At 64.1% G+C, this 19,796-nt stretch carries 22 protein-coding genes; 12 read left to right on the forward strand and 10 right to left on the reverse strand.

The annotated features are described in order from the left end of the window. Positions 1 to 9: 9 nt before the first annotated feature. A complete protein-coding gene (locus tag XH84_RS14845; protein ID WP_128916738.1) occupies positions 10 to 6,306 on the reverse strand; it encodes a HAMP domain-containing protein in 6,297 nt (2,098 codons plus the stop codon). Between the two features lie 280 nt (positions 6,307 to 6,586). Here XH84_RS14845 and XH84_RS39770 point away from each other — a divergent pair, with 280 nt between their 5' ends. Beyond that, on the forward strand, positions 6,587 to 6,880 hold the full coding sequence (locus tag XH84_RS39770) for a hypothetical protein (protein ID WP_164935900.1): 294 nt from the start codon (positions 6,587 to 6,589) through the stop codon (positions 6,878 to 6,880). A 14-nt stretch (positions 6,881 to 6,894) separates the two neighbouring features. Here XH84_RS39770 and XH84_RS14855 read toward each other — a convergent pair whose 3' ends face one another. Beyond that, a complete protein-coding gene (locus XH84_RS14855) occupies positions 6,895 to 7,407 on the reverse strand; it encodes a DUF4142 domain-containing protein (protein ID WP_128916740.1) in 513 nt (170 codons plus the stop codon). 93 nt (positions 7,408 to 7,500) lie between these two features. On the opposite strand from XH84_RS14855, the gene XH84_RS14860 reads away from it, so the two are divergent. From XH84_RS14860 to XH84_RS14865, 3 genes are all read left to right on the forward strand, one after another. Continuing rightward, on the forward strand, positions 7,501 to 7,695 hold the full coding sequence (locus tag XH84_RS14860; RefSeq protein ID WP_128916741.1) for a hypothetical protein: 195 nt from the start codon (positions 7,501 to 7,503) through the stop codon (positions 7,693 to 7,695). A gap of 117 nt (positions 7,696 to 7,812) precedes the next feature. Then, entirely contained in the window at positions 7,813 to 7,944 is a 132-nt protein-coding gene (locus tag XH84_RS41390) for a hypothetical protein (RefSeq protein ID WP_283810264.1), read from the forward strand. A 70-nt stretch (positions 7,945 to 8,014) separates the two neighbouring features. Beyond that, a complete protein-coding gene (locus tag XH84_RS14865) occupies positions 8,015 to 8,236 on the forward strand; it encodes a hypothetical protein (protein ID WP_128916742.1) in 222 nt (73 codons plus the stop codon). Between the two features lie 256 nt (positions 8,237 to 8,492). Here the strand turns inward: XH84_RS14865 and XH84_RS14870 are convergent, their stop codons facing one another. After that, positions 8,493 to 8,741 carry a hypothetical protein gene (locus XH84_RS14870; protein ID WP_164935901.1) on the reverse strand — a complete coding sequence of 83 codons (249 nt, stop codon included), beginning with the start codon at positions 8,739 to 8,741 and terminating at the stop codon, positions 8,493 to 8,495. A 170-nt stretch (positions 8,742 to 8,911) separates the two neighbouring features. On the opposite strand from XH84_RS14870, the gene XH84_RS39775 reads away from it, so the two are divergent. Both XH84_RS39775 and XH84_RS14875 read left to right on the forward strand, forming a co-directional pair. Then, positions 8,912 to 9,070 (forward strand): hypothetical protein, encoded by a 159-nt coding sequence (locus tag XH84_RS39775; RefSeq protein ID WP_164935902.1) that lies wholly within the window; start codon positions 8,912 to 8,914, stop codon positions 9,068 to 9,070. Beyond that, on the forward strand, positions 9,054 to 9,248 hold the full coding sequence (locus tag XH84_RS14875) for a hypothetical protein (RefSeq protein WP_128916743.1): 195 nt from the start codon (positions 9,054 to 9,056) through the stop codon (positions 9,246 to 9,248). The genes XH84_RS39775 and XH84_RS14875 overlap by 17 nt, the downstream gene beginning before the upstream one ends. Here the strand turns inward: XH84_RS14875 and XH84_RS14880 are convergent. The 6 genes from XH84_RS14880 to XH84_RS14905 form a co-directional block, all read right to left on the reverse strand. Beyond that, positions 9,219 to 9,701: a DUF3147 family protein gene (locus tag XH84_RS14880; RefSeq protein ID WP_128916744.1), complete on the reverse strand. Its 483-nt coding sequence runs from the start codon at positions 9,699 to 9,701 to the stop codon at positions 9,219 to 9,221. The genes XH84_RS14875 and XH84_RS14880 overlap by 30 nt on opposite strands. Then, positions 9,701 to 10,048, reverse strand: a complete 348-nt coding sequence (locus XH84_RS14885; protein ID WP_128916745.1) for a DUF3147 family protein — start codon at positions 10,046 to 10,048, stop codon at positions 9,701 to 9,703. The genes XH84_RS14880 and XH84_RS14885 overlap by 1 nt, the downstream gene beginning before the upstream one ends. Further along, a complete protein-coding gene (locus tag XH84_RS14890; RefSeq protein ID WP_128916746.1) occupies positions 10,045 to 10,632 on the reverse strand; it encodes a phosphatase PAP2 family protein in 588 nt (195 codons plus the stop codon). The genes XH84_RS14885 and XH84_RS14890 overlap by 4 nt, the downstream gene beginning before the upstream one ends. A 148-nt stretch (positions 10,633 to 10,780) precedes the next feature. Further along, positions 10,781 to 11,332 (reverse strand): DUF4142 domain-containing protein, encoded by a 552-nt coding sequence (locus XH84_RS14895; protein WP_128916747.1) that lies wholly within the window; start codon positions 11,330 to 11,332, stop codon positions 10,781 to 10,783. An 86-nt stretch (positions 11,333 to 11,418) separates the two neighbouring features. Beyond that, positions 11,419 to 11,646, reverse strand: coding sequence for a hypothetical protein (locus XH84_RS14900; RefSeq protein ID WP_128916748.1), 228 nt, complete (start codon positions 11,644 to 11,646; stop codon positions 11,419 to 11,421). Between the two features lie 8 nt (positions 11,647 to 11,654). Continuing rightward, a complete protein-coding gene (locus XH84_RS14905; RefSeq protein WP_128916749.1) occupies positions 11,655 to 13,442 on the reverse strand; it encodes a thiamine pyrophosphate-requiring protein in 1,788 nt (595 codons plus the stop codon). 138 nt (positions 13,443 to 13,580) lie between these two features. On the opposite strand from XH84_RS14905, the gene XH84_RS14910 reads away from it, so the two are divergent. From XH84_RS14910 to XH84_RS14920, 4 genes are all read left to right on the forward strand, one after another. Next, entirely contained in the window at positions 13,581 to 13,955 is a 375-nt protein-coding gene (locus XH84_RS14910; protein WP_128916750.1) for a PRC-barrel domain-containing protein, read from the forward strand. A gap of 46 nt (positions 13,956 to 14,001) precedes the next feature. After that, a complete protein-coding gene (locus XH84_RS39780; RefSeq protein WP_164935903.1) occupies positions 14,002 to 14,160 on the forward strand; it encodes a hypothetical protein in 159 nt (52 codons plus the stop codon). Between the two features lie 195 nt (positions 14,161 to 14,355). Beyond that, complete coding sequence (locus tag XH84_RS14915) at positions 14,356 to 15,507, forward strand: HlyD family secretion protein (protein WP_128916751.1); 1,152 nt, start codon at positions 14,356 to 14,358, stop codon at positions 15,505 to 15,507. Next, positions 15,504 to 17,123, forward strand: coding sequence for a DHA2 family efflux MFS transporter permease subunit (locus XH84_RS14920; protein WP_128916752.1), 1,620 nt, complete (start codon positions 15,504 to 15,506; stop codon positions 17,121 to 17,123). The genes XH84_RS14915 and XH84_RS14920 overlap by 4 nt, the downstream gene beginning before the upstream one ends. Positions 17,124 to 17,324: 201 nt before the next feature. Here the strand turns inward: XH84_RS14920 and XH84_RS14925 are convergent, their stop codons facing one another. After that, a complete protein-coding gene (locus tag XH84_RS14925; protein WP_128916753.1) occupies positions 17,325 to 17,789 on the reverse strand; it encodes a winged helix-turn-helix transcriptional regulator in 465 nt (154 codons plus the stop codon). Positions 17,790 to 17,949: 160 nt separating this feature from the next. Between XH84_RS14925 and XH84_RS14930 the strand changes: the two genes are divergently transcribed. Then, a complete protein-coding gene (locus XH84_RS14930; protein WP_128916754.1) occupies positions 17,950 to 18,687 on the forward strand; it encodes an SDR family oxidoreductase in 738 nt (245 codons plus the stop codon). Between the two features lie 63 nt (positions 18,688 to 18,750). Then, entirely contained in the window at positions 18,751 to 19,752 is a 1,002-nt protein-coding gene (locus XH84_RS14935) for an NAD(P)H-dependent flavin oxidoreductase (protein WP_128916755.1), read from the forward strand. Positions 19,753 to 19,796: the final 44 nt, after the last annotated feature.

Consider the following 19,796-nt stretch of genomic DNA (forward strand, 5'->3'; position numbering starts at 1 on the left):
GGATCCAACTCAGCGGTGCAGCCACATGCGGATCGCAAGCAGCAATTGATCGGTGTTGACGGGCTTGGCGAGATAGTCGGACGCGCCGGCCTCCAGACACTTCTCGCGGTCACCCTTCATCGCCTTGGCCGTCAGCGCGATGATCGGAAGGCGGGCGAAAGCCGGGTTTTCGCGAATGACACCGATGGTCTGATAGCCATCCATCTGCGGCATCATGATGTCCATCAGGACGATGGCGATTTCCGGATTGGATTCGACCAGCGCCACCGCCTCGCTGCCGGTCGTGGCCGTCAGCACTTTCATGCCGCGCCGTTCCAGCACGCTCGACAGCGCGAAGATGTTGCGGGCGTCGTCGTCGACGAGCAGGGCGGTCTTGCCGATCAGGTCCTCGTCGGAGCTGTTCAGCTTCTCCAGCATGCGCTGCTTCTCGACCGGAAGTTCGGTGATCACGCGGTGCAGGAACAGTGCGGTCTCGTCGAGCAGCCGTTCCGGCGATTCCACGCCCTTGACAACGATGCTGCGTGCCATGGTGTGGAGTTCCGCGTCCTCCTCCGCCGAAAGCTCGCGGCCGGTGAAGACGACCACCGGAACGTTCGACAGCGCCTCGTCGTTGCGGATCTGGTCCAGCACCTCGAAGCCGCTCATATCGGGCAGGCGGAGGTCGAGCACCACGCAGTCGCAGGGGGTCTCACGCAGCGTCGAGAGCGCACCGGCGCCGGTGTCCGTCGTCACGATCTCGATATCGTCGTGATGCAGCAGCTCGCGGATCGAGAGCTGCTCAGCCTCGTTGTCCTCGACGATCAAGAGCCGCTTGCGCCGCGGCCGAGCATATTCCTTGATCTGCGTCAGCGCGGCGGAAACGCCTTCGGTGGTGGTCGGCTTGTTGACGAAGGAGAACGCGCCGCGCGCCAGCGCATGCTGGCGATCCTCGTCCAGCGTGATGATCTGCACGGGGATGTGGCGGGTCAGCGGATTGTGCTTGAGCTGGCTCAGCACGGTCCAGCCGAGCATGTCAGGCAGGAACACGTCGAGCGAGACGGCTCTCGGCTGGTATTGCTTGGCGAGCTCGAGCGCCTCCGCGCCGCGGGCGGCGACAAGCACCTTGAAACCCTTGTCGCGGGCCAGGTCGACCAGCACGCGGGCGTAGTGCGGATCGTCCTCGACGATCAGGAGGATGGTGTCACCGGGCTCGAGGTTGAGCCGGTCGTCGGGAAGCTGCTCGATGACACGCTGCTGCTCAGGTGCGGCCGTCTGCAGCGCCGGCGGCTGGCTGTGTTGCTGTGACGCGGGCGTCGCGCGCGGCGCGAGCGTCGGGCCGGAATATTTGAGCGGCAGATAAAGCGTGAAGGACGAGCCCTTGCCGGGCGAACTGCGCAGATGAATCTCGCCGCCGAGCAGGCTAGCGAGCTCGCGGCTGATCGCAAGTCCGAGGCCGGTGCCGCCGTATTTGCGGCTGGTGCCGGCGTCGGCTTGCTGGAACGCCTCGAAGATCAGCTTCTGCTTCTCCAGGGGAATGCCGATGCCGGTATCGGACACTTCGAACGCGATCACGGCCGGTGCGGAGTTCAGCACCGGGTGATCCGTTCCCCAGCCGCCGACCGCGGCGGTGACCTTCAGGCGCACCTCGCCTTCGGCGGTGAACTTGAAAGCGTTGGAGAGCAGGTTCTTCAGGACCTGCTGCAGACGCTTGGAGTCGGTGACGATGCTGCGTGGAAGGGTCGGATCGACGTCGATCTTGAACGACAGATTGCGGTTGTCCGCCTCGTGCCGGAACGGCCGCCCGACGGTCTCGAGCAGGTTCGCGGTCAGGATTTCCTCGGCGTCGACCGTCACCGTGCCGGATTCGATCTTGGACAGATCCAGAATGTCGCTGATGAGATTGAGCAGGTCCGTGCCGGCACCGTGGATGGTGCGGGCGAATTCGACCTGCTTGGCCGAGAGGTTGCCATCCGGATTGTCGGTGAGCTGCTGTCCGAGGATCAGGATCGAGTTCAGCGGCGTGCGCAGCTCGTGGCTCATGTTGGCGAGGAACTCGGACTTGTACTTAGAGGTCAGCGCGAGCTCGGTCGCCTTTTCTTCCAAGGCGCGGCGGGCCTGCTCGATTTCCTGGTTCTTGCGTTCGACCTCGACGTTGCGCTCGGCGAGCTGCTGCGCTTTCTGCTCGAGCTGGTCGTTGGTCTGCTGCAATTCGCGCTGCTGGGTCTGGAGCTCGCCGGCGAGCTGCTGCGACTGCTTGAGCAGGCCTTCGGTCTGCATCGTCGCCTCGATCGAATTGAGCACGATGCCGATGGAGTCGGTGAGCTGCTCCAGGAACGTCATCTGCGAGGTCGTGAAGGAGACGAGCGAGGCGAGCTCGATCACGGCCTTGACCTGACCCTCGAACAGCACCGGCAGCACGACGAGGTTCTTCGGCGCGACGCGGAACAGCGCCGAGTTGATCGGCACCACGTCGGACGGAATGTCGCCGACGACGCGCGGCCGCTTGTCGAGCGCGCACTGGCCGATCAGGCCTTCGCCGAACTGCAGCACGCGCGGATACGGATAGACGCCGTCGCTGGCGTAGGAAGCCAGCAGCAGAAGCTGCGGGTTGTCCTCGCTCTCGACCTGGTAGATCACGCCGGTATGCGCGTTGACCAGCGGCGACAGCTCGGTGAGCAGCAGCCGGCCGACGGTGGCGAGATCGCGCTGGCCCTGAAGCATGTTGGTGAATTTCGCCAGATTGGTCTTCAGCCAGTCCTGCTCGGTGTTCACGTCCGTCGTGAGACGGAGATTCGTGATCATCGTGTTGATGTTGTCTTTCAGCTCGGCCACCTCGCCGCGGGCGTCGACCTGAATCGATCGCGTCAGGTCGCCCTTGGTGACGGCGGTCGCGACCTCGGCGATCGCGCGGACCTGCGAGGTGAGGTTGGCGGCGAGCAGGTTGACGTTACCGGTGAGATCCTTCCAGGTGCCGGCGGCGCCCGGCACGTTGGCCTGACCGCCGAGCCGGCCTTCGACGCCGACTTCGCGTGCCACCGACGTCACCTGGTCGGCGAAGGTTGCCAGTGTCTCGGTCATGTTGTTGATGGTGTCGGCGAGGGCGGCGACCTCGCCCTTCGATTTAACGGTGAGATTCTGCTTCAGATCGCCATTGGCGACGGCCGTGACGACCTTGACGATGCCGCGCACCTGCTCGGTCAGGTTGGCCGCCATGAAGTTCACGGTGTCGGTGAGGTCCTTCCAGGTGCCGGCGACGCCGGGCACCTGGGCCTGGCCGCCGAGCTTGCCTTCGGTGCCGACCTCGCGCGCCACGCGCGTGACTTCGCCGGCGAAGGCGTTGAGCTGGTCCACCATGGTGTTGATGGTGTTCTTGAGCTCGAGGATTTCGCCCTTCACGTCGACGGTGATCTTGCGGGAGAGGTCGCCGCGCGCCACCGCCGTGGTCACTTCGGCGATGTTGCGGACCTGGGTGGTGAGGTTCGCGGCCAAGAGGTTGACGTTGTCGGTGAGGTCCTTCCAGGTGCCGCCGACGCCGGGGACGACGGCCTGACCGCCGAGCCGGCCCTCGGTGCCGACCTCGCGCGCGACGCGCGTCACTTCGGCGGCGAAGGAGCGGAGCTGCTCGACCATGGTGTTCAAGGTGTCCTTGAGCAGCAGGATCTCGCCGCGCACGTCCACCGTGATCTTCTTCGACAGGTCGCCGCCGGCGATTGCGGTCGCGACTTCGGCGATGTTGCGGACCTGGGCGGTGAGGTTCGAGGCCATGAAGTTGACGTTGTCGGTGAGGTCCTTCCAGGTGCCGGCGACGCCGGGCACCTCGGCCTGGCCGCCGAGCTTGCCTTCGGTGCCGACCTCGCGCGCCACGCGCGTGACTTCGCCGGCAAAGCCGTTGAGCTGGTCCACCATGGTGTTGATGGTATTCTTGAGCTCGAGGATTTCGCCCTTCACGTCGACGGTGATCTTGCGCGACAAGTCGCCGCGCGCCACGGCGGTGGTCACTTCGGCGATGTTGCGGACCTGGGCGGTGAGGTTGCCCGCCATCGAGTTCACGCTGTCGGTGAGGTCCTTCCAGGTGCCGGCGACGCCGGGCACGTTGGCCTGACCGCCGAGGCGGCCCTCGGTGCCGACCTCGCGCGCGACGCGCGTCACCTCGCCCGCGAAGCGGTTGAGCTGGTCGACCATCGTGTTCAGCGTGTCCTTGAGCTGAAGGATCTCGCCGCGCACGTCCACGGTGATCTTGCGCGACAAGTCGCCGCCCGCGATCGCGGTCGCGACTTCGGCGATGTTGCGGACCTGGGCGGTGAGGTTGCCCGCCATCGAGTTCACGGAGTCGGTCAAGTCCTTCCAGGTGCCGGCGACGCCGGGCACGCCGGCCTGACCGCCGAGCTTGCCGTCGGTGCCGACCTCGCGGGCGACGCGCGTCACTTCGCCGGCGAAGGCGTTGAGCTGGTCGACCATCGTGTTCAGCGTTTCCTTCAGCTGAAGGATTTCACCCGACACGTTCACCGTGATCTTCTTCGACAAATCGCCCTTGGCGACCGCGGTCGCGACCTCGGCGATGTTGCGGACCTGGCCGGTCAGGTTCGAGGCCATCGAGTTGACGCTGTCGGTGAGATCCTTCCAGGTTCCGCCGACGCCGCGCACGACCGCCTGTCCGCCGAGCTTGCCTTCGGTGCCGACCTCGCGCGCGACGCGCGTGACCTCGCCGGCGAAGGCGTTGAGCTGGTCCACCATGGTGTTGATGGTGTCCTTCAGCTCCAGGATCTCGCCGCGCACGTCCACCGTGATCTTCTTCGACAAGTCGCCGCCGGCGACAGCGGTCGTCACCTCGGCGATGTTGCGGACCTGGGCGGTCAGGTTCGACGCCATCGAGTTGACGCTCTCGGTGAGGTCCTTCCAGGTGCCGGCGACGCCGAGCACGTTGGCCTGTCCGCCGAGCCGGCCTTCGGTGCCGACTTCGCGGGCGACGCGCGTGACTTCGCCGGCGAAGGCGTTGAGCTGATCGACCATGGTGTTGAGCGTCTCCTTCAGCTGAAGGATTTCGCCCGAGACGTTCACCGTGATCTTCTTCGACAGATCGCCGCTCGCGATGGCGGTTGCGACGTCGGCGATGTTGCGGACCTGCGCGGTCAGGTTCGAGGCCATGAAGTTGACGTTGTCGGTGAGGTCCTTCCAGGTGCCGGCCACACCGGGCACCTGGGCCTGTCCGCCGAGCTTGCCCTCGGTGCCGACCTCGCGCGCCACGCGCGTCACTTCCGAGGCAAAGGAGTTGAGCTGGTCCACCATGGTGTTGATGGTGTCCTTCAGCTCCAGGATTTCGCCGCGCACGTCCACCGTGATCTTGCGCGACAGGTCGCCGCGCGCCACGGCGGTGGTGACGTTGGCGATGTTGCGGACCTGCGCGGTCAGGTTGCCGCACATCGCGTTGACGGAGTCGGTCAGGTCCTTCCAGGTGCCGGCGACGCCGGGCACGATGGCCTGGCCGCCGAGCTTGCCGTCGGTGCCGACCTCGCGCGCCACGCGCGTCACTTCGGAGGCGAACGAGCGGAGCTGATCCACCATCGTGTTGATGGCTTCTTTGAGCTGGAGGATCTCGCCGCGGACGTCGACCGTGATCTTCTTGGAGAGGTCGCCGTTCGCCACCGCGATCGTCACCTCGGCGATGTTGCGAACCTGGTTGGTCAGGTTGTTCGCCATCGAGTTGACGCTCTCGGTGAGGTCCTTCCAGACGCCGGTCACCTCAGGCACCTGGGCCTGTCCGCCGAGCTTACCTTCGGTGCCGACCTCGCGCGCCACGCGCGTCACCTCGGAGGTGAACACGCCGAGCTGCTTGATCATGGTGTTGACGATGGTCGCCGACTGCAAGAACTCACCGCGGAGCGGACGGCCGTCGACGTCGAGCTTGACGGTCTGGAGCAGGTCGCCCTGGGCGACGGCGGCGACAGCGCGCGTCACCTCGCGCGTCGGCCACAACAAATCGTCGATCAGCGTGTTGACCGAACCTTCCATGTCGGCCCAGGAGCCCGAGGCGAGGCCGAACTTCACGCGCTGCCGGGTCTTGCCTTCGCGGCCGACCACCTGGCCGACCAGCTCGAGCTGCTGCGCCATGCGCTGATTGGCGGCGATGATTTCATTTAAAGTATCGGCGATCTTGCCGTCGATGCCGAGATAGTCGCCGCTCATGCGCACCGAGAAATCGCCGCTGCGCATGGCCTGCAGGGCCTGCAGCAATTCGGCCCGAGAATCCGGATCCGACAGACCGTTGGTTTTTGGCTTTGGGACGCGACGACCGGAGCGTGATGCAGTTCCGGGATCGAGGTCGCTCATACGATTTTTCCCCCGCAGGCGTCGGCCGAATCCAGGCAAGACGCGATTGGTCAAAATAGAGCGTCAGCCAAATTCGAAATCAAGCGCCAAGGTTGCGACGCGAGGAAATGGAACCTGTCTTGCTCAGCCCAACGAAAACAACAGCGATCCGCCGGATTGGTTCCCTGCGGGCCCAAAAGAATGACGCCGGCCATCCCGGACGTCTCCGTTGGTCTATCCACGCCTGCCCCGGAACGGAGCGCCAAGCCTCGCGGTTAGCCCGCAAATGAGGAGAACGGATATGAAATCAGCACTTGTCGCGATCGTCGTCATGCTATTTGCCGGGTCGGCCTTGGCGCAGGGCGGTGCGCCCAGCGGCCGCGGGGCGGTGACTGGCGATCCCGCCGCCAGCTCCGCCAGCCCGCAGGCGGATCCACCGACCACGGGGGCGGCGACCCGGTCCAACCCGAGCGGGAGCGGTACCTCGACGTCGGGCGGCAAAGACGACAATGGCGATGCGGGCCGGGACAAGATGCCGGAGAGCGACCGCACCGTGCGGCCGCAGAGCCAGCAACATCATCCGAACGACAAGTAAGACAAGTAAGGAGGCTACTTGTCCGCCATGGTTCGCTCGGCATCCTTGACCTGCGCGCGCAGCAGCGGGAGCTGCTCGCGCGCGAAGGCTGCGAGCGCAGTGTTGTCGGGCGCCTTCAGGTAGCTTTCGAGCAGCTGGATGGCCGATTCATATTCGGGAATCTGCGAGGCATAGAAGCTTCGGACGTAAGTCGGTCCGTCCGAAGTTTCGGGCTCGATCAGGCTGGCGCCGACGGACGTCGTCTTGCCGACGCGGGGCTCCGCGCCGATCGCCTCCTGAATCTGCTTCAGCGCCTTGTCGCGTTTGGCCGCTTCCTCGGCGCGCAAGGCGGCGAGGTTCCTGACCTCGGCGTTGCCCTTCAGATCGGTGCTCTCCAGCAGGCCCTGCTGAAAGCGGCTGAAATTATATAGGCCGCTGATGACTTCGGTTGCGCCCGGCGGGCGGTCGCCAAGCTTTCGTTCGCCATTGCTGTCGGCAAGCGCAACGGTGCTGATCAATGCCAGAATGATGGCGACGAGAACTCGCATCGCGATCAACTGCGGATGGCGGGCGAAGTTCCCCTGACGTTACGATGCGGTAAGGGCATTGCGACCCGGGAGTTCCGTCCCCACGTCTTTCTCATGAAACAGTCTGACATCTTCAGGGACAACGCCGACAATTGCCTTCAGCTCGCCGAGCGCGCCGAAGGACAACCCGCCCACAAGCGCTATTCGCGCATGGCGGACGCCTGGACGGCGCTCGCCCACGAGCAGGATTGGCTGGATGGCGAGATTCCGCCCATTGCGGGTCGTTTCCCTCACCAGCGGGACGCGTGAACGCTCTCGGTTTCGTGAATCCGCGTGTGAGACCGCTCACGGAATGCAAGCGACCAATCCAGGATGATCGGGAAATCGTCAATCGCGTCGGTTTTCATTCCAGAAGGAGGTTTTGCGATGGCTCCACGTCTGGCTCTGCTTTCATTCGTTCTCGCCTTTGGCGTCTCGGTCGCATTTGCGACGGTGACGACGGTGCGTCAGGTGCATCTGGAGAATGCATCGGCCGCGGTCCACGCAACGCACAGCTAACACCGCGCCGGAACATTCGGCGCCACTATGCGTAAGCGCTTCGAGACATCAGAAGAGGCGAAGGCACATCATGGCCCATTCCGACCACGGCATCGTCAGGGACAAGCGGGCGGAGCAGCAGCCGCGCGACAAGCAGCGCGCGCAGTCCGTGCACAAGACTGATCCGCAAAAGCCGAATTCGAAGGGCTCGCCGTCGCGAGAGGCGACGCGCGATCCCAAGCTGAACGACAATAGCAAGACGCCGGGGTCCGGCATGACGCCGGACGATTCCGGCGACGCGCCGAGCGGCTAAAGCATGATCCGGAAAAGTGCGCAGCGGTTTTCCGAAAAGATCATGCTCAAACAATAACCCAAAGCGCGATGACGATTCCTCTAAACTCATCGCGCTTTAGACGAAACGGCAGGTTTCGCACGAGGAACGAATCCCCGCGCGTGGAGTCGACAGGTTGCTTCCGGTTGTCATGCCCCCGGTGCGCCGGAAGCAATCTCCAAGGACGGCCCCGGCACCCACCGTGCCGGGGCCGTTCGCTCGTGGAAGGCCTCCGGGCTCAGTCCTCGGTACCGCCCTCGGAATCTGCCTGAGTATGTCCCTGAGGTCCGCGGCCGAACACGCCGAAGCTGCTCGACTTCACACCGGCGGCTGCGTCGACGCCTGCGGCAGCCAGTCCGAACTTGAGGAGCTCGCGGACCGCCGCTGCTCTCGTCGGCATGCGATGTTTGAACCGGAAATTGTCAACGGCGGCCAACTCTTCCGGCGAGAGCATGACCTGGAGGCGGTCGGCGCGAAGCTCGTTCATGGTGATCACGCAAATTGAGTAGGTTGAGTAGTTTACTCAACGAGCCAATTTGGCGGTAGTTCCATAAGAGGCGAGGAAGCCCCCAAATGAGTATGAATATGCAATAAAATCAATGCGTTATTATGAACGACTTTCGCCTGAGCGCATTCTCCTGGAAAGGGAGAGAAGTCATGACCGACGAAGTCAGGTTGCCCCGTAAGCTTTCCGAAGAGCCCGAAGCTTCCAAGCCGGTGCGGCCAAGCCACCAGAAGGTCATGGAACAAGTCGAGCGCTGGGCCAACAGCCCGGAGCTGCAGCCACCGAGGACGGAAGATGCGAAGACGATCTGAGCCACATACGTTCGAACAGCGTCTCGAGGCGCAGAAGCTGCGGCTCGAGCACGAGCTCTCGGGTTTGCCGGACGGCCATCAGCGCAACGTCGTTCTTGCGCGCATCGATCAGCTTCAGACGGCTGCCGAGATGTATGGCTTTCTGATGCTACGGGAAGATGCCGCGGCCCTTCGCTGATCGCGCGATGCGCCCGGTCTGCAGCGTACGGGTGATGCGAAGCTTTCGTCTCAGCCACCACGCCAAGACCGACACGGCCGCCCACACCAGAATGGCGGCGACGAACGCGCCGATTGTGGTCGTCGGAACCACGACGTAAAAGACCATGGCGAATGCCGCAAGACCGATGCTTCCAAGGCCAGCGCCCGCAGCATCGAGCGCTGCGGCCTGCTGTCCGCGCCTGCTCCCACTGAGGCCGGCCTTTTCCTTGGCGCGGCGCTCATGACTTTCGATCAGCGTTGCGCTGGCGCAGAAGATGGCAGGGAGCGCGAGGAAGAGCCCGCCGACGGAGACGCCGAAACGTGAACTCAAGATCCCCGTGAGGACCGTTGCCAGCCCGCCGAGCACAAAGCGAACGCCATACTCGTACCATCGGGTCTGTTTGAGCGCCGACGAAGACAGCTTGATCGGCATCAGGCCGCGCCTCCGAAACCCGCGAGCAGGCCGAAGGCGACGACGAGCCATACGGCAAAAGCGGCGATGGTGGCTGGTAGCGCGCTGAGATGAAATCTTATCAGGAGCTGGCAGACGGCGACGCTGTAGCAGGCGAGCGCAATGGCACCATAGATCATCGTCCAGCTTTCGGCGGCGGCATATTTTGGGCCGTGCTGGACGACGGCAATGCTGAGAGTGGCCAGCGCGACCGACGGCGCCGCGCCGAGCAGCCCGGCAAAACTCTTCGGTTTGAGCATGTCTCCCAGGATCGCGAAGGCGGAGACGATGACCCCGCCCGCGATGAAGCGCAGGAGATATTCCGTCATGACCGCACCCGCGAGGCAGCAGGCCGCTGCTGCCGTAGCTTTGCGAGCGTGAACGGCCTCAACAGTCGCTCGATGACGATGCCGAGGGTGAAGCCCGCCACCACGTCGCTGGCCCAGTGGGCAAGCACGACGACGCGCGTCAATGACAGAGCCACGGCGAGCGAGCGCACCAGCCGGCGTGGGACGGGGTTCAGCAGCCCGGCTGCCGAGGCCAGCGCGCCCATGTGCAAGGCATGGCCGGAAGGGAACGCATCGCGGGACCGCCCCGAAATGGGAACGCCGTGTGCATGACCGCGCACCGTCAGTCGGTCGGGCCTTGTCTGGTCAAACAGGGACTTCAGCAGGTGCGGCAGCACCGCAGTCGCCAAGGAGACCGCCAACACGTGATTTGCTGCTGGGCGCGCTTCGGGTCGCCGGATCTGGGCATAAAGCCATCCAGCCGCAGCGAGCGCGAGCAGCACGTGCTCGTCCGCAGCCCAAGTCAAAGTCTGGGCGGCTTGCTCGATGCCTGAATTGGTGTCGTGCGCGATTTCGCTTGCGAGCGCCTGATCGATCCGAGTGGGTTTTACTTTCACGAGTGCCATCGGTCTGGCGAGATATCTTTCGTGGCTGTCTTGTAAATTCTGTATGACAATGAATGTTCCGGTGACGTGCCGCCTCGCATATCTCCCGTTGGTCGGCGTCGTTGCGGGACGAGGAGGACGCCGAGCGGCGGCCTCCTCAGCGACCCCGTTATTTGGACTGGCCGACGCTCGGCGCCTTGCCGAGCTCCTTGGCCATGTCGAGATGGTGCTTGAGCGCCGGCAGAGTCTTGCCGGCCCAATCCTTCAGCGCGGAATTGTCGCCACCCTTGGCGTAGCGTTCGAACAGCGACACGGCGTCCTCATGGGCGCTGACCTGATAGGAATTGTAGTTCGAGCTGAAGTCCTTGCCCGTGGCGCTCTTGAGCTTGTCGAGCTTGCTCTGGTGCGAGCTGTCGAGCGCCGTCGGAAGCGTCGCATCAACCTTCTTGTCGCCGACCAGGCCTTTGAGTTCGGTGCTGGTCTTGGTGTGGTCGGTCACCATCTGCTGCGCGAAGCTCTTCTCCTGCGCGTTACCCTTCTGCTCGGCGAGCTTGCTCGACTCGATCTCGAACATGTCGCTGATCGCGACCTCCTTGACGAAGTCGGCGGTCGCAGGCGCGACGCCGAGCGCCGAATTGACGCCGGTCTTCTCGCCCAGCGACTGGGCGAGTGCGGGGCCTGCGAAGAGCACGCAAGCAAGTGCGATGACGGCACGTTTCATGTCTGGTCCCTCCAATTGGACGCGCGGCCGCTTGCCGCGCCATGTTGCGCCGATCAACACGCCGCAGGGGCCGTGGTTCCTAACGACTAATCCGCGGGATTTCGTCCGGTGCGCGGATTGATCGGGTCGGTCGGTTTGCGTCGAAGCCGCTCGGGCAGGAACGGCTCGGCGGGGGCGGCCGTGGCGTCGGCACGCACGTCGGCATGGCGCTGCGCGCGCTCGTGCGGCGTCCTGTTGTCGTTGAAGTGGTACTTCACGTCGACGCCATCGACAGGATCGTTGACGCCGTGCTGGATATCGCGGAAATCGCTCATGGTTCACCTCATTCCTTTCCGGGCAGGATCGTTTCGAGCACCTGCCGCGCTGCTCCCTTGATCATCCCGCCTTCGTCCGGATCGCCCTTCATCAGCGCGAGGGAGAAGTTCTTGGCCTGTTGCAGCGTGATATGCGGCGGCAGCGGCGGCACTTCGGGATCGGTCTTCACCTCCAGCACGACCGGCATCTCGTATCCCAACGCCTGCTCCCAGGCCGAGCCGAGCAGCTCTGAGCTATCGACGAAGATGCCGCGCAGGCCGATGAGCTCGGCGAAGCGGGAGTAGGAGACGTCGGGAATGCGCTGCGAGGCCTCGAATTTCGGATCGCCGTTGATGATGCGCTGCTCCCAGGTCACCTGGTTGAGGTCCTCGTTGTTGAAAACGCAGACGACGAAGCGCGGATCCTTCCAGTTGCGCCAGTACTTCGCGGCAGTGATCAATTCGGCCATGTTGTTCATCTGCATCGCGCCGTCGCCGACGAGGGCGATCACTGGCCGATCCGGATGGGCGTACTTCGCGGCGAGCGCATAGGGTACGGCGGCACCCATCGAGGCGAGGCCGCCGGAGAGCGAGGCCGTCATGCCGCGTCGCATCTTCAGATCGCGCGCGAACCAGTTGGCGCAAGAGCCGGAATCGCTGGTGACGATCGCGCGGTCGGGCAGGCGCGGGGACAATTCCCAGGCGACGAGTTGTGGATTGACCGGCGCCGCCGGCTGATGTGCCTGGCCGTCCAGCGTCTTCCACCATTTTGCGACGTCATCTTCGATCCGCTGACGCCAGGCGCCGTCACTCTTGGGTTTCAGTCGCGGCAACAATGCGCGCAGTGTCTCGGCGGCATCGCCGACGAGGCCGACCTCCATGGGAAAGCGGATCGAGAGCATGCTGGCGTCGATGTCGATCTGCACGCCGCGCGCGGCGCTCTCCTTGGGCAGGAATTCGGCATAGGGAAAGGCGGAGCCGACCATCAGCAGCGTGTCGCATTCCATCATCATGTTGTAGCTGGGCTCGGTGCCGAGCAGGCCGATCGAGCCGGTGACCCATGGCAGGTCGTCGGGCAGCGCGGCCTTGCCGAGTAGCGCCTTGGCGCAGCCGGCCGACAGCCGGTCGGCGACGGCGATCACCTCGTCGGTGGCGCCAAGCGCGCCGGCGCCGACCAGCATCGCAACCTTCTTGCCGGCATTGAGGACCTCCGCGGCGCGATCGAGATCGGCCTCGTGCGGCGTAATGCTGGGTGCGCTGTAGCCGATGCCGGAATGCAGGGTGCCGTGTGCGTGGGGCGGGCTTTCGTAAGGCTCCTCCTGCAGGTCGTTGGGCAGGATGATGACGGTGGGGGTTCGCCGCGCCAGCGCGATCCGAACCGCGCGATCGATCAGGTGCCGCACTTGTGCGGGCGAAGATGCCTGCATGACGTAGGCTCCGGCGACGTCCTTGAACATCGAGAGAAGGTCGAGCTCCTGCTGGTAGTGCCCGCCGAGGGCGTTGCGTGCCTGCTGACCGACAATCGCCAGCACCGGCTGGTGATCGAGCAGCGCATCGTAGAGCCCGGTGATGAGATGCGAGGCGCCGGGTCCGGAGGTCGCGATACAAACGCCGAGCCGACCGGAGAACTTTGCGTAAGCACTCGCCATGAATGCCGCCATCTCCTCGTGCCGCGCCTGCACGAAGCCGATCTTGCCTTCGGCCCGGTTCATCGCGCCGAATACCCCGTTAATGCCGTCGCCGGGATAGCCAAAGATGTGGCGCACGCCCCATTGATGCAGACGCTGGACGATGAAGTCGGAGACGGTCTGGGACATCGCGCGGTCCTTGGTTGTGCATGAAGCTCAGAGAACGGCTCCTTCCCTGCGATGTTCCTGGCTCGCCGCTGGAACATCGGTGCCGGAACGATCGCTGGTTGATCCGGTTGATTCACATTGGCTGAGTGGAGAATCGAGATGCTGAATCAAGGCGAGCTGGGCCGCAGCGAGATGGGCCGGCTGATCGGCAGCGATAAGGTCGAGGGAACGTCGGTCTACGGCGCCGATCGCAATCGGATCGGTTCGATCGAACGCGTGATGATCGACAAGGTCAGCGGCAAGGTGTCGTACGCCGTGCTCGGATTCGGAGGGTTCCTTGGCCTCGGCAACGACCACTATCCGTTGCCCTGGCAATCGCTGAAATACGACACGGAGCTCGGCGGGTACGTCACCGGCATTACCACCAAGGAGCTGGAAGGGGCGCCGAAATACGGCGAACGAAGCGATTGGAACTGGGGTGACGATGCCGCGGTGCGCGGCATCAACGCCTATTACGGCGTTCCCCTCGCTTGAGGTTTCAGGGAACGCTTCGCTTGAGGTTTCAGGGAAAGATAGATCGATGAGCAAAGAACGGCCCAATGACGATCCCCGGCAACAGAACGACTGGGGTTCGCACAGACAGACGGACAAGCCCTGGAAGGGCAATCCCGAGAAAGAGCAGGGATCGGGCGAGGTGAAGCCCGATCTCGAGAAGTGGCACGAGACCAAGACGCACTGACGAAGCTGTTCTCGTCCTGCAGCTTTAAAGCGAGCGCGGCATGAACGATGCCGCGCTTTTTGAGCGGTGCGATCACGAATGATCGCGCTGGTCTTGCAGAGCGGAACCATGCTTCCGCGCGGTCGTTGGGCTCCGGCGTGCGAGTTCGGCTCAAGCCGCTGATCGCCGGTTCAAATCCCGAGAAAGGTATCGGCCGTGGATGCTCAGACACGGGAGCGTGGACCGTCCGCGGAGCAGCCGCTGCGGACGAAGGAAGCTCCAATGACCGCCCCAGGTCCGGCGCAGGACGCCCAGGAGAAGTCGGCGAAAACGCCTTCGCTGCGTGACCGGCTTCGCGAGCATTGGCTGATCGCAGCTCTCGGCACCATCGTGCTGATCGCCGCGCTCGTCGGCGGTCTGCGCTACTGGCTCGAGATACGCCATTACGAATCCACTGACGATGCATTCGTCGCGGCGCGCAGCTTTTCGGTGGCCTCGAAGGTCGGCGGCTATGTGACCGACATCCCGGTTACGGACAATCAGCACGTCAGCGCCGGCGATCTTCTCGCCAAGATCGACGAGCGCGACTATCGCATCGCCGTCGATCAGGCCAATGCGCAGGTTGCCAATGCCAAGGCGAACAACGCCAATGTCGAGGCGCAGATCGATTCGCAGCAGGAGCAGATCAAGCAGGCTCAGGCCCAGCTCGAACAGGCCGAGGCCCAGCTTCAATTCTCGCAGGAGGAATTCGCGCGCGCCCAGGATCTGGTCGAGAAAGGCGCCGGCACCGTGCAGCGCCAGCAGCAGACCCGCTCGGATCTCCAGGCGCAGCAAGCCAACACCGAACGCGCCAAGACGGCCGTGACTTCGGCGCAACTCGGTATCAAGACGCTGCAGGCCCAGCTCGAAGGCGCCAAGGCGCAGCTCGCGCAGTCGCAGGCGCAGCTCGATCAGGCCAGGCTGAACCTGCAGTACACCAGCGTCGTCGCGGCCCAGTCCGGCCGCGTCGTCAAGCTCTCGGGCGCCAAGGGCACGTACGTCACGGCGGGACAGAGCCTCATGATGTTCGTCCCCGATGAGGTCTGGATCGTCGCGAACTACAAGGAGACGCAGCTGAACGACATGCGACCGGGCCAACCGGTCGAGATTCGCATCGATGCCTATCCCGGTCGCAAGCTCACCGGCCATGTCGATTCGGTGCAGCCGGGCTCCGGCACCGCCTTCAGTCTGCTGCCGGCTGAGAACGCGACCGGCAATTACGTCAAGGTCGTGCAACGCGTGCCGGTGAAGATCGTGGTCGACAGCTGGCCGGCCGATCTGCCGGTCGGTCCCGGCATGTCGGTCGTGCCCTGGACCAGGGTGAGATGACCGACGTTGTGCAAGGCGGCGCGTCAGCGGGCGGCTGGTCGCCGGAGCGTTCGGCGGCCGGCGGGCACAATCCCTATTTGATCGCCTTCGTGGTCTCGATCGCGACCTTCATGGAGGTGCTCGACACCACCATCGCCAACGTCGCGCTGCGCCACATCGCCGGCGGGCTCGCGGTCGGCATCGACGAGAGCACCTACGTCATCACCAGTTATCTGGTCGCCAACGCGATCGTGCTGTCGATCTCGGGCTGGTTGTCGACGGTGATCGGCCGCAAGCGCTTCTACATGATGTGCGTTGCGACGTTCTCAATCGCCTCGCTGCTGTGCGGCTTCGCCTGGAATTTGCAGTCGCTGGTGCTGTTTCGCATTCTTCAGGGCCTCGGCGGTGGCGGCATGGCCACCAGCGAGCAGGCGATCCTCGCCGACTCCTTCCCGCCGCACAAGCGTGGCCAGGCTTTCGCGATCTACGGCGTGGCCGTCGTGGTCGCGCCGGTGATCGGTCCAACGCTGGGCGGCTGGATCACCGACACCTACAGCTGGCACTGGGTGTTCCTGATCAACGTGCCGATGGGGCTGCTTTCGCTCCTCCTGGTCGGCACGCTGGTCAAGGAGCCCTCAGGCGCGGAGGCGGAGAGGGAGCAGCTGCTGAGCAGGGGCCTGCGGGTCGACTATGTCGGCTTCGCCCTTGTCGCCCTCGGACTCGGTTCGCTCGAATTCGTGCTCGATGAAGGCCAGCGCAACGACTGGTTCGGATCGAACATGATCATCGTCTTCGCGCTGCTGGCCGCGGTCTCGCTGCTGGCGCTGATCCCATGGGAGCTGACGCGGGAGGATCCGATCGTCGATCTTCGCCTGCTCAGCCGACGCCAGTTCGCCGCCTGCTTCCTCGTCATGCTCGGCACCGGCGCGGTGCTGATCTCGACCACCCAGCTGCTGCCGCAATTGCTCCAGACCGAGCTGAACTACACGGCGATGCTGGCGGGCCTCGCGCTGTCGCCTGGCGGCATCGCGACCCTGGTGCTGATGCCGGTGGTCGGCCGTCTGGTTGGTACAGTTCAGCCGAAATACCTGATCATGTTCGGCGCTGCCGTCGTCGCGTTCTCGATGTGGCATCTCACAGGGCTCACCGGCGACATCACCTACGGCTACGCTGCGTTGTCGCGTATCTTCCTTGCGGTCGGTCTGCCCTTCCTGTTCCTGCCGGTGACGACAGCCTCATATGATGGCGTTCCGCCGGACAAGACCAATCAGGCCTCGGCCCTGATCAATGTCGCCCGCAACATCGGGGGATCCATGGGCGTCGCGCTGGCGCAGACGATCCTGGCGCAGCGCCAGCAATTCCACCAGAGCCGCCTGGTCGAGCACGCCGCGCCGTCAGATCTCGGCTACCAGCAGACCATCGACGCGATGACGCGCTACTTCCAGGCGCAAGGCTCGAATGCGAGCGATGCGGCCTCACAAGCGCTCGCCTGGGTCGGCCGCACCTTGCAGCAGCAAGTGGATCTGCTCGCCTATGTCGACGTGTTCTGGACGCTTGCGATCATCGCGGTGCTGATGATCCCCACGGCGGCGGTGCTGCGGCCGATCAAGCTGGGTGCGCCGGCGCGGGGGCATTGAGGGATTGGGGGATTGGGGTCCTGATCTTACCGCACCCAACGCTCTATCTCGTCACCCTGAGGTGGTCGCTTCTTCAGCGGCCCTCGAAGGGCGACGGCCCTGTCATAGCTTGGCCGTACATTCCTCGAGGCTCCCCATGGGACGCGTTGCGTCCCATGCCTCGCACCTCAGGATGACGGGGCTGCAGCTCAAACCTGGCACTCACCCCACCGCCTGCTTTTGCCCTGGCCCCGCATGCACGTGCACTTGCTTGGCATGCAGCACCTCGCCGCATTCCGAGCACACCATGACCGGATCGAACAGCTTGCCGCAGGTCTTGTGCTGATGCAGCAGCGGGCGGCCGCGCTCGTCGCCCATATGGGTGTCGCCCCAATGCACCATCGCCATGATGATCGGGTAGAGGTCGAGGCCCTTTTGCGTGAGGATGTATTCGTAGCGCTTCGGCGCGTCGGAATAGGGAACGCGACGCAGGATGCCGAACCGGACCAGCTTCTTCAGCCGCTCCGAGAGCAGATGGCGCGTGATCTGGAGCGAAGACTGGAACGCCTCGAACCGGCGCACCCGCAGAAAACATTCGCGCAGGATCAGCAGCGTCCAGCGATCGCCGACCACGGCTACTGTGCGGGAGAGCGAGCAGGTCTCCTCGTCCAACATGTCCCACTTCATGATCCCGACTCCGTTGTCATCAGTTTGAAAAAGGAACTGATGTGAAATATCAGATCAATTTCGAAATAAGGCTATCACTAAAGCTCATAATTTGACAGTTCTATTTTAGAACGATAGCCTCTTGCCAATCACACCACCACGCTCACCGGAGGAGGCGACCTTGCCCAAGCGAAACGCGACAGCCGCCGTGATCGGGGCCGGCGATTTCATCGGCTCCGAGATCGCCAAGAAATTCGCGGCGGAGGGGTTCACGGTTTTCGCTGGCCGCCGCAACGGCGACAAGCTGGCGCCGCTGGTGAGCGACATCGAGGCCGCCGGTGGCGAGATCCACGCCCGCTCGCTTGACGCGCGGAAGGAGGATGAGGTCATCTCCTTTCTCAACGACGCCGACAAGCACGCACCGCTCGAAGTCTGCATCTTCAACGTCGGCGCCAACGTCAATTTCCCGATCCTCGACACCACCGAGCGCGTGTTTCGGAAAGTGTGGGAGATGGCCTGCTATTCCGGCTTCCTCGCAGGGCGCGAGGCGGCGCGGCTGATGCTGCCGCGCGGTGGCGGCAACATCTTCTTCACGGGCGCCACCGCCTCGTTGCGCGGTGGCAGCGGATTTGCGGCCTTTGCCAGTGCCAAATTCGGCCTGCGTGCGGTGGCGCAGGCGATGGCGCGCGAGCTCGGGCCGGAGAACATCCATGTCGCCCATCTCATCATCGATTCCGGCGTCGACACCGAATGGGTGCGGCAGCGTCGGCTGGAGGCGCTCGGTCCGAACGCGCTCGATAATCCCGATCTGTTGATGCCGCCGTCGTCGGTCGCGGACGCCTATTGGCAGCTGTATCAGCAGCCGAAGAGCGCCTGGACCTTCGAAATGGAGATCCGTCCGTTTGGAGAGAAATGGTGACCGCGGCGCAAAAGTCCGGCTAGACTGAATCCAACCTAAGCAAATTCCGGGAGGAGAACTTACGTGAAGACCGCGATCACCGAACTGTTCGGCATCGAGCATCCCATCATCCAGGGCGGCATGCATTTCGTCGGCTTTGCGGAGCTTGCCGCCGCCGTCTCCAATGCCGGTGGGCTCGGCATCATCACCGGTCTCACCCAGAAGACGCCGGAATTGCTCGCGAAGGAGATCGCGCGCTGCCGCGACATGACCGACAAGCCGTTCGGCGTGAACCTCACGTTCCTGCCGACCTTCTCGGCGCCGCCTTATCCGGAATACATCGCCGCCATCGTCGAGGGCGGCATCAAGGCGGTGGAGACCGCGGGCCGCAGTCCCGAACAGTACATGCCGGCGCTGAAGGCGGCCGGCATCAAGGTCATCCACAAATGCACCTCGGTCCGCCACTCGCTGAAGGCCGAGCGCATCGGCTGCGATGCCGTCAGTGTCGACGGCTTCGAGTGCGGCGGTCATCCCGGCGAGGACGACATTCCGAACATGATCCTGCTGCCGCGTGCGGCGGAGGAATTGAAGGTCCCGTTCGTCGCCTCCGGCGGCATGGCCGACGGGCGCAGCCTCGTCGCGGCGCTGTCGCTGGGCGCGGCCGGCATGAACATGGGCACGCGCTTCATCGCCACCAAGGAGACGCCGGTGCATCAGAACGTGAAGAACGCGCTGGTCGCGGCAACCGAGCTGGACACCCGCCTGATCATGCGCAGCTTGCGCAACACCGAGCGCGTGCTGAGAAATGCCAATGTCGATCGCCTCATCGAGATCGAGCGCGAGAAGGGCGAGAAGCTGAAGATCGACGACATCCACGACCAGGTTGCGGGCGTCTACCCCAAGATCATGCTGGAAGGCCAGATGGACGCCGGCGCCTGGAGCTGCGGCATGGTCGCAGGCTTGATCCACGACATCCCCTCCTGCAAGGAACTCGTCGACCGAGTCATGGCTGAGGCGGAACAGATCATCCGCAGCCGTCTGATGGGTTTCCTGGATGGGACGGGGGCGACGCGAAAGGTCGCCTGACACCGCCAAACTTCTTAACCACGGCGGCACTTGGCCGCTGGAAT

It is taken from the genome of Bradyrhizobium nanningense (assembly GCF_004114535.1).
Classification (GTDB): domain Bacteria; phylum Pseudomonadota; class Alphaproteobacteria; order Rhizobiales; family Xanthobacteraceae; genus Bradyrhizobium; species Bradyrhizobium nanningense.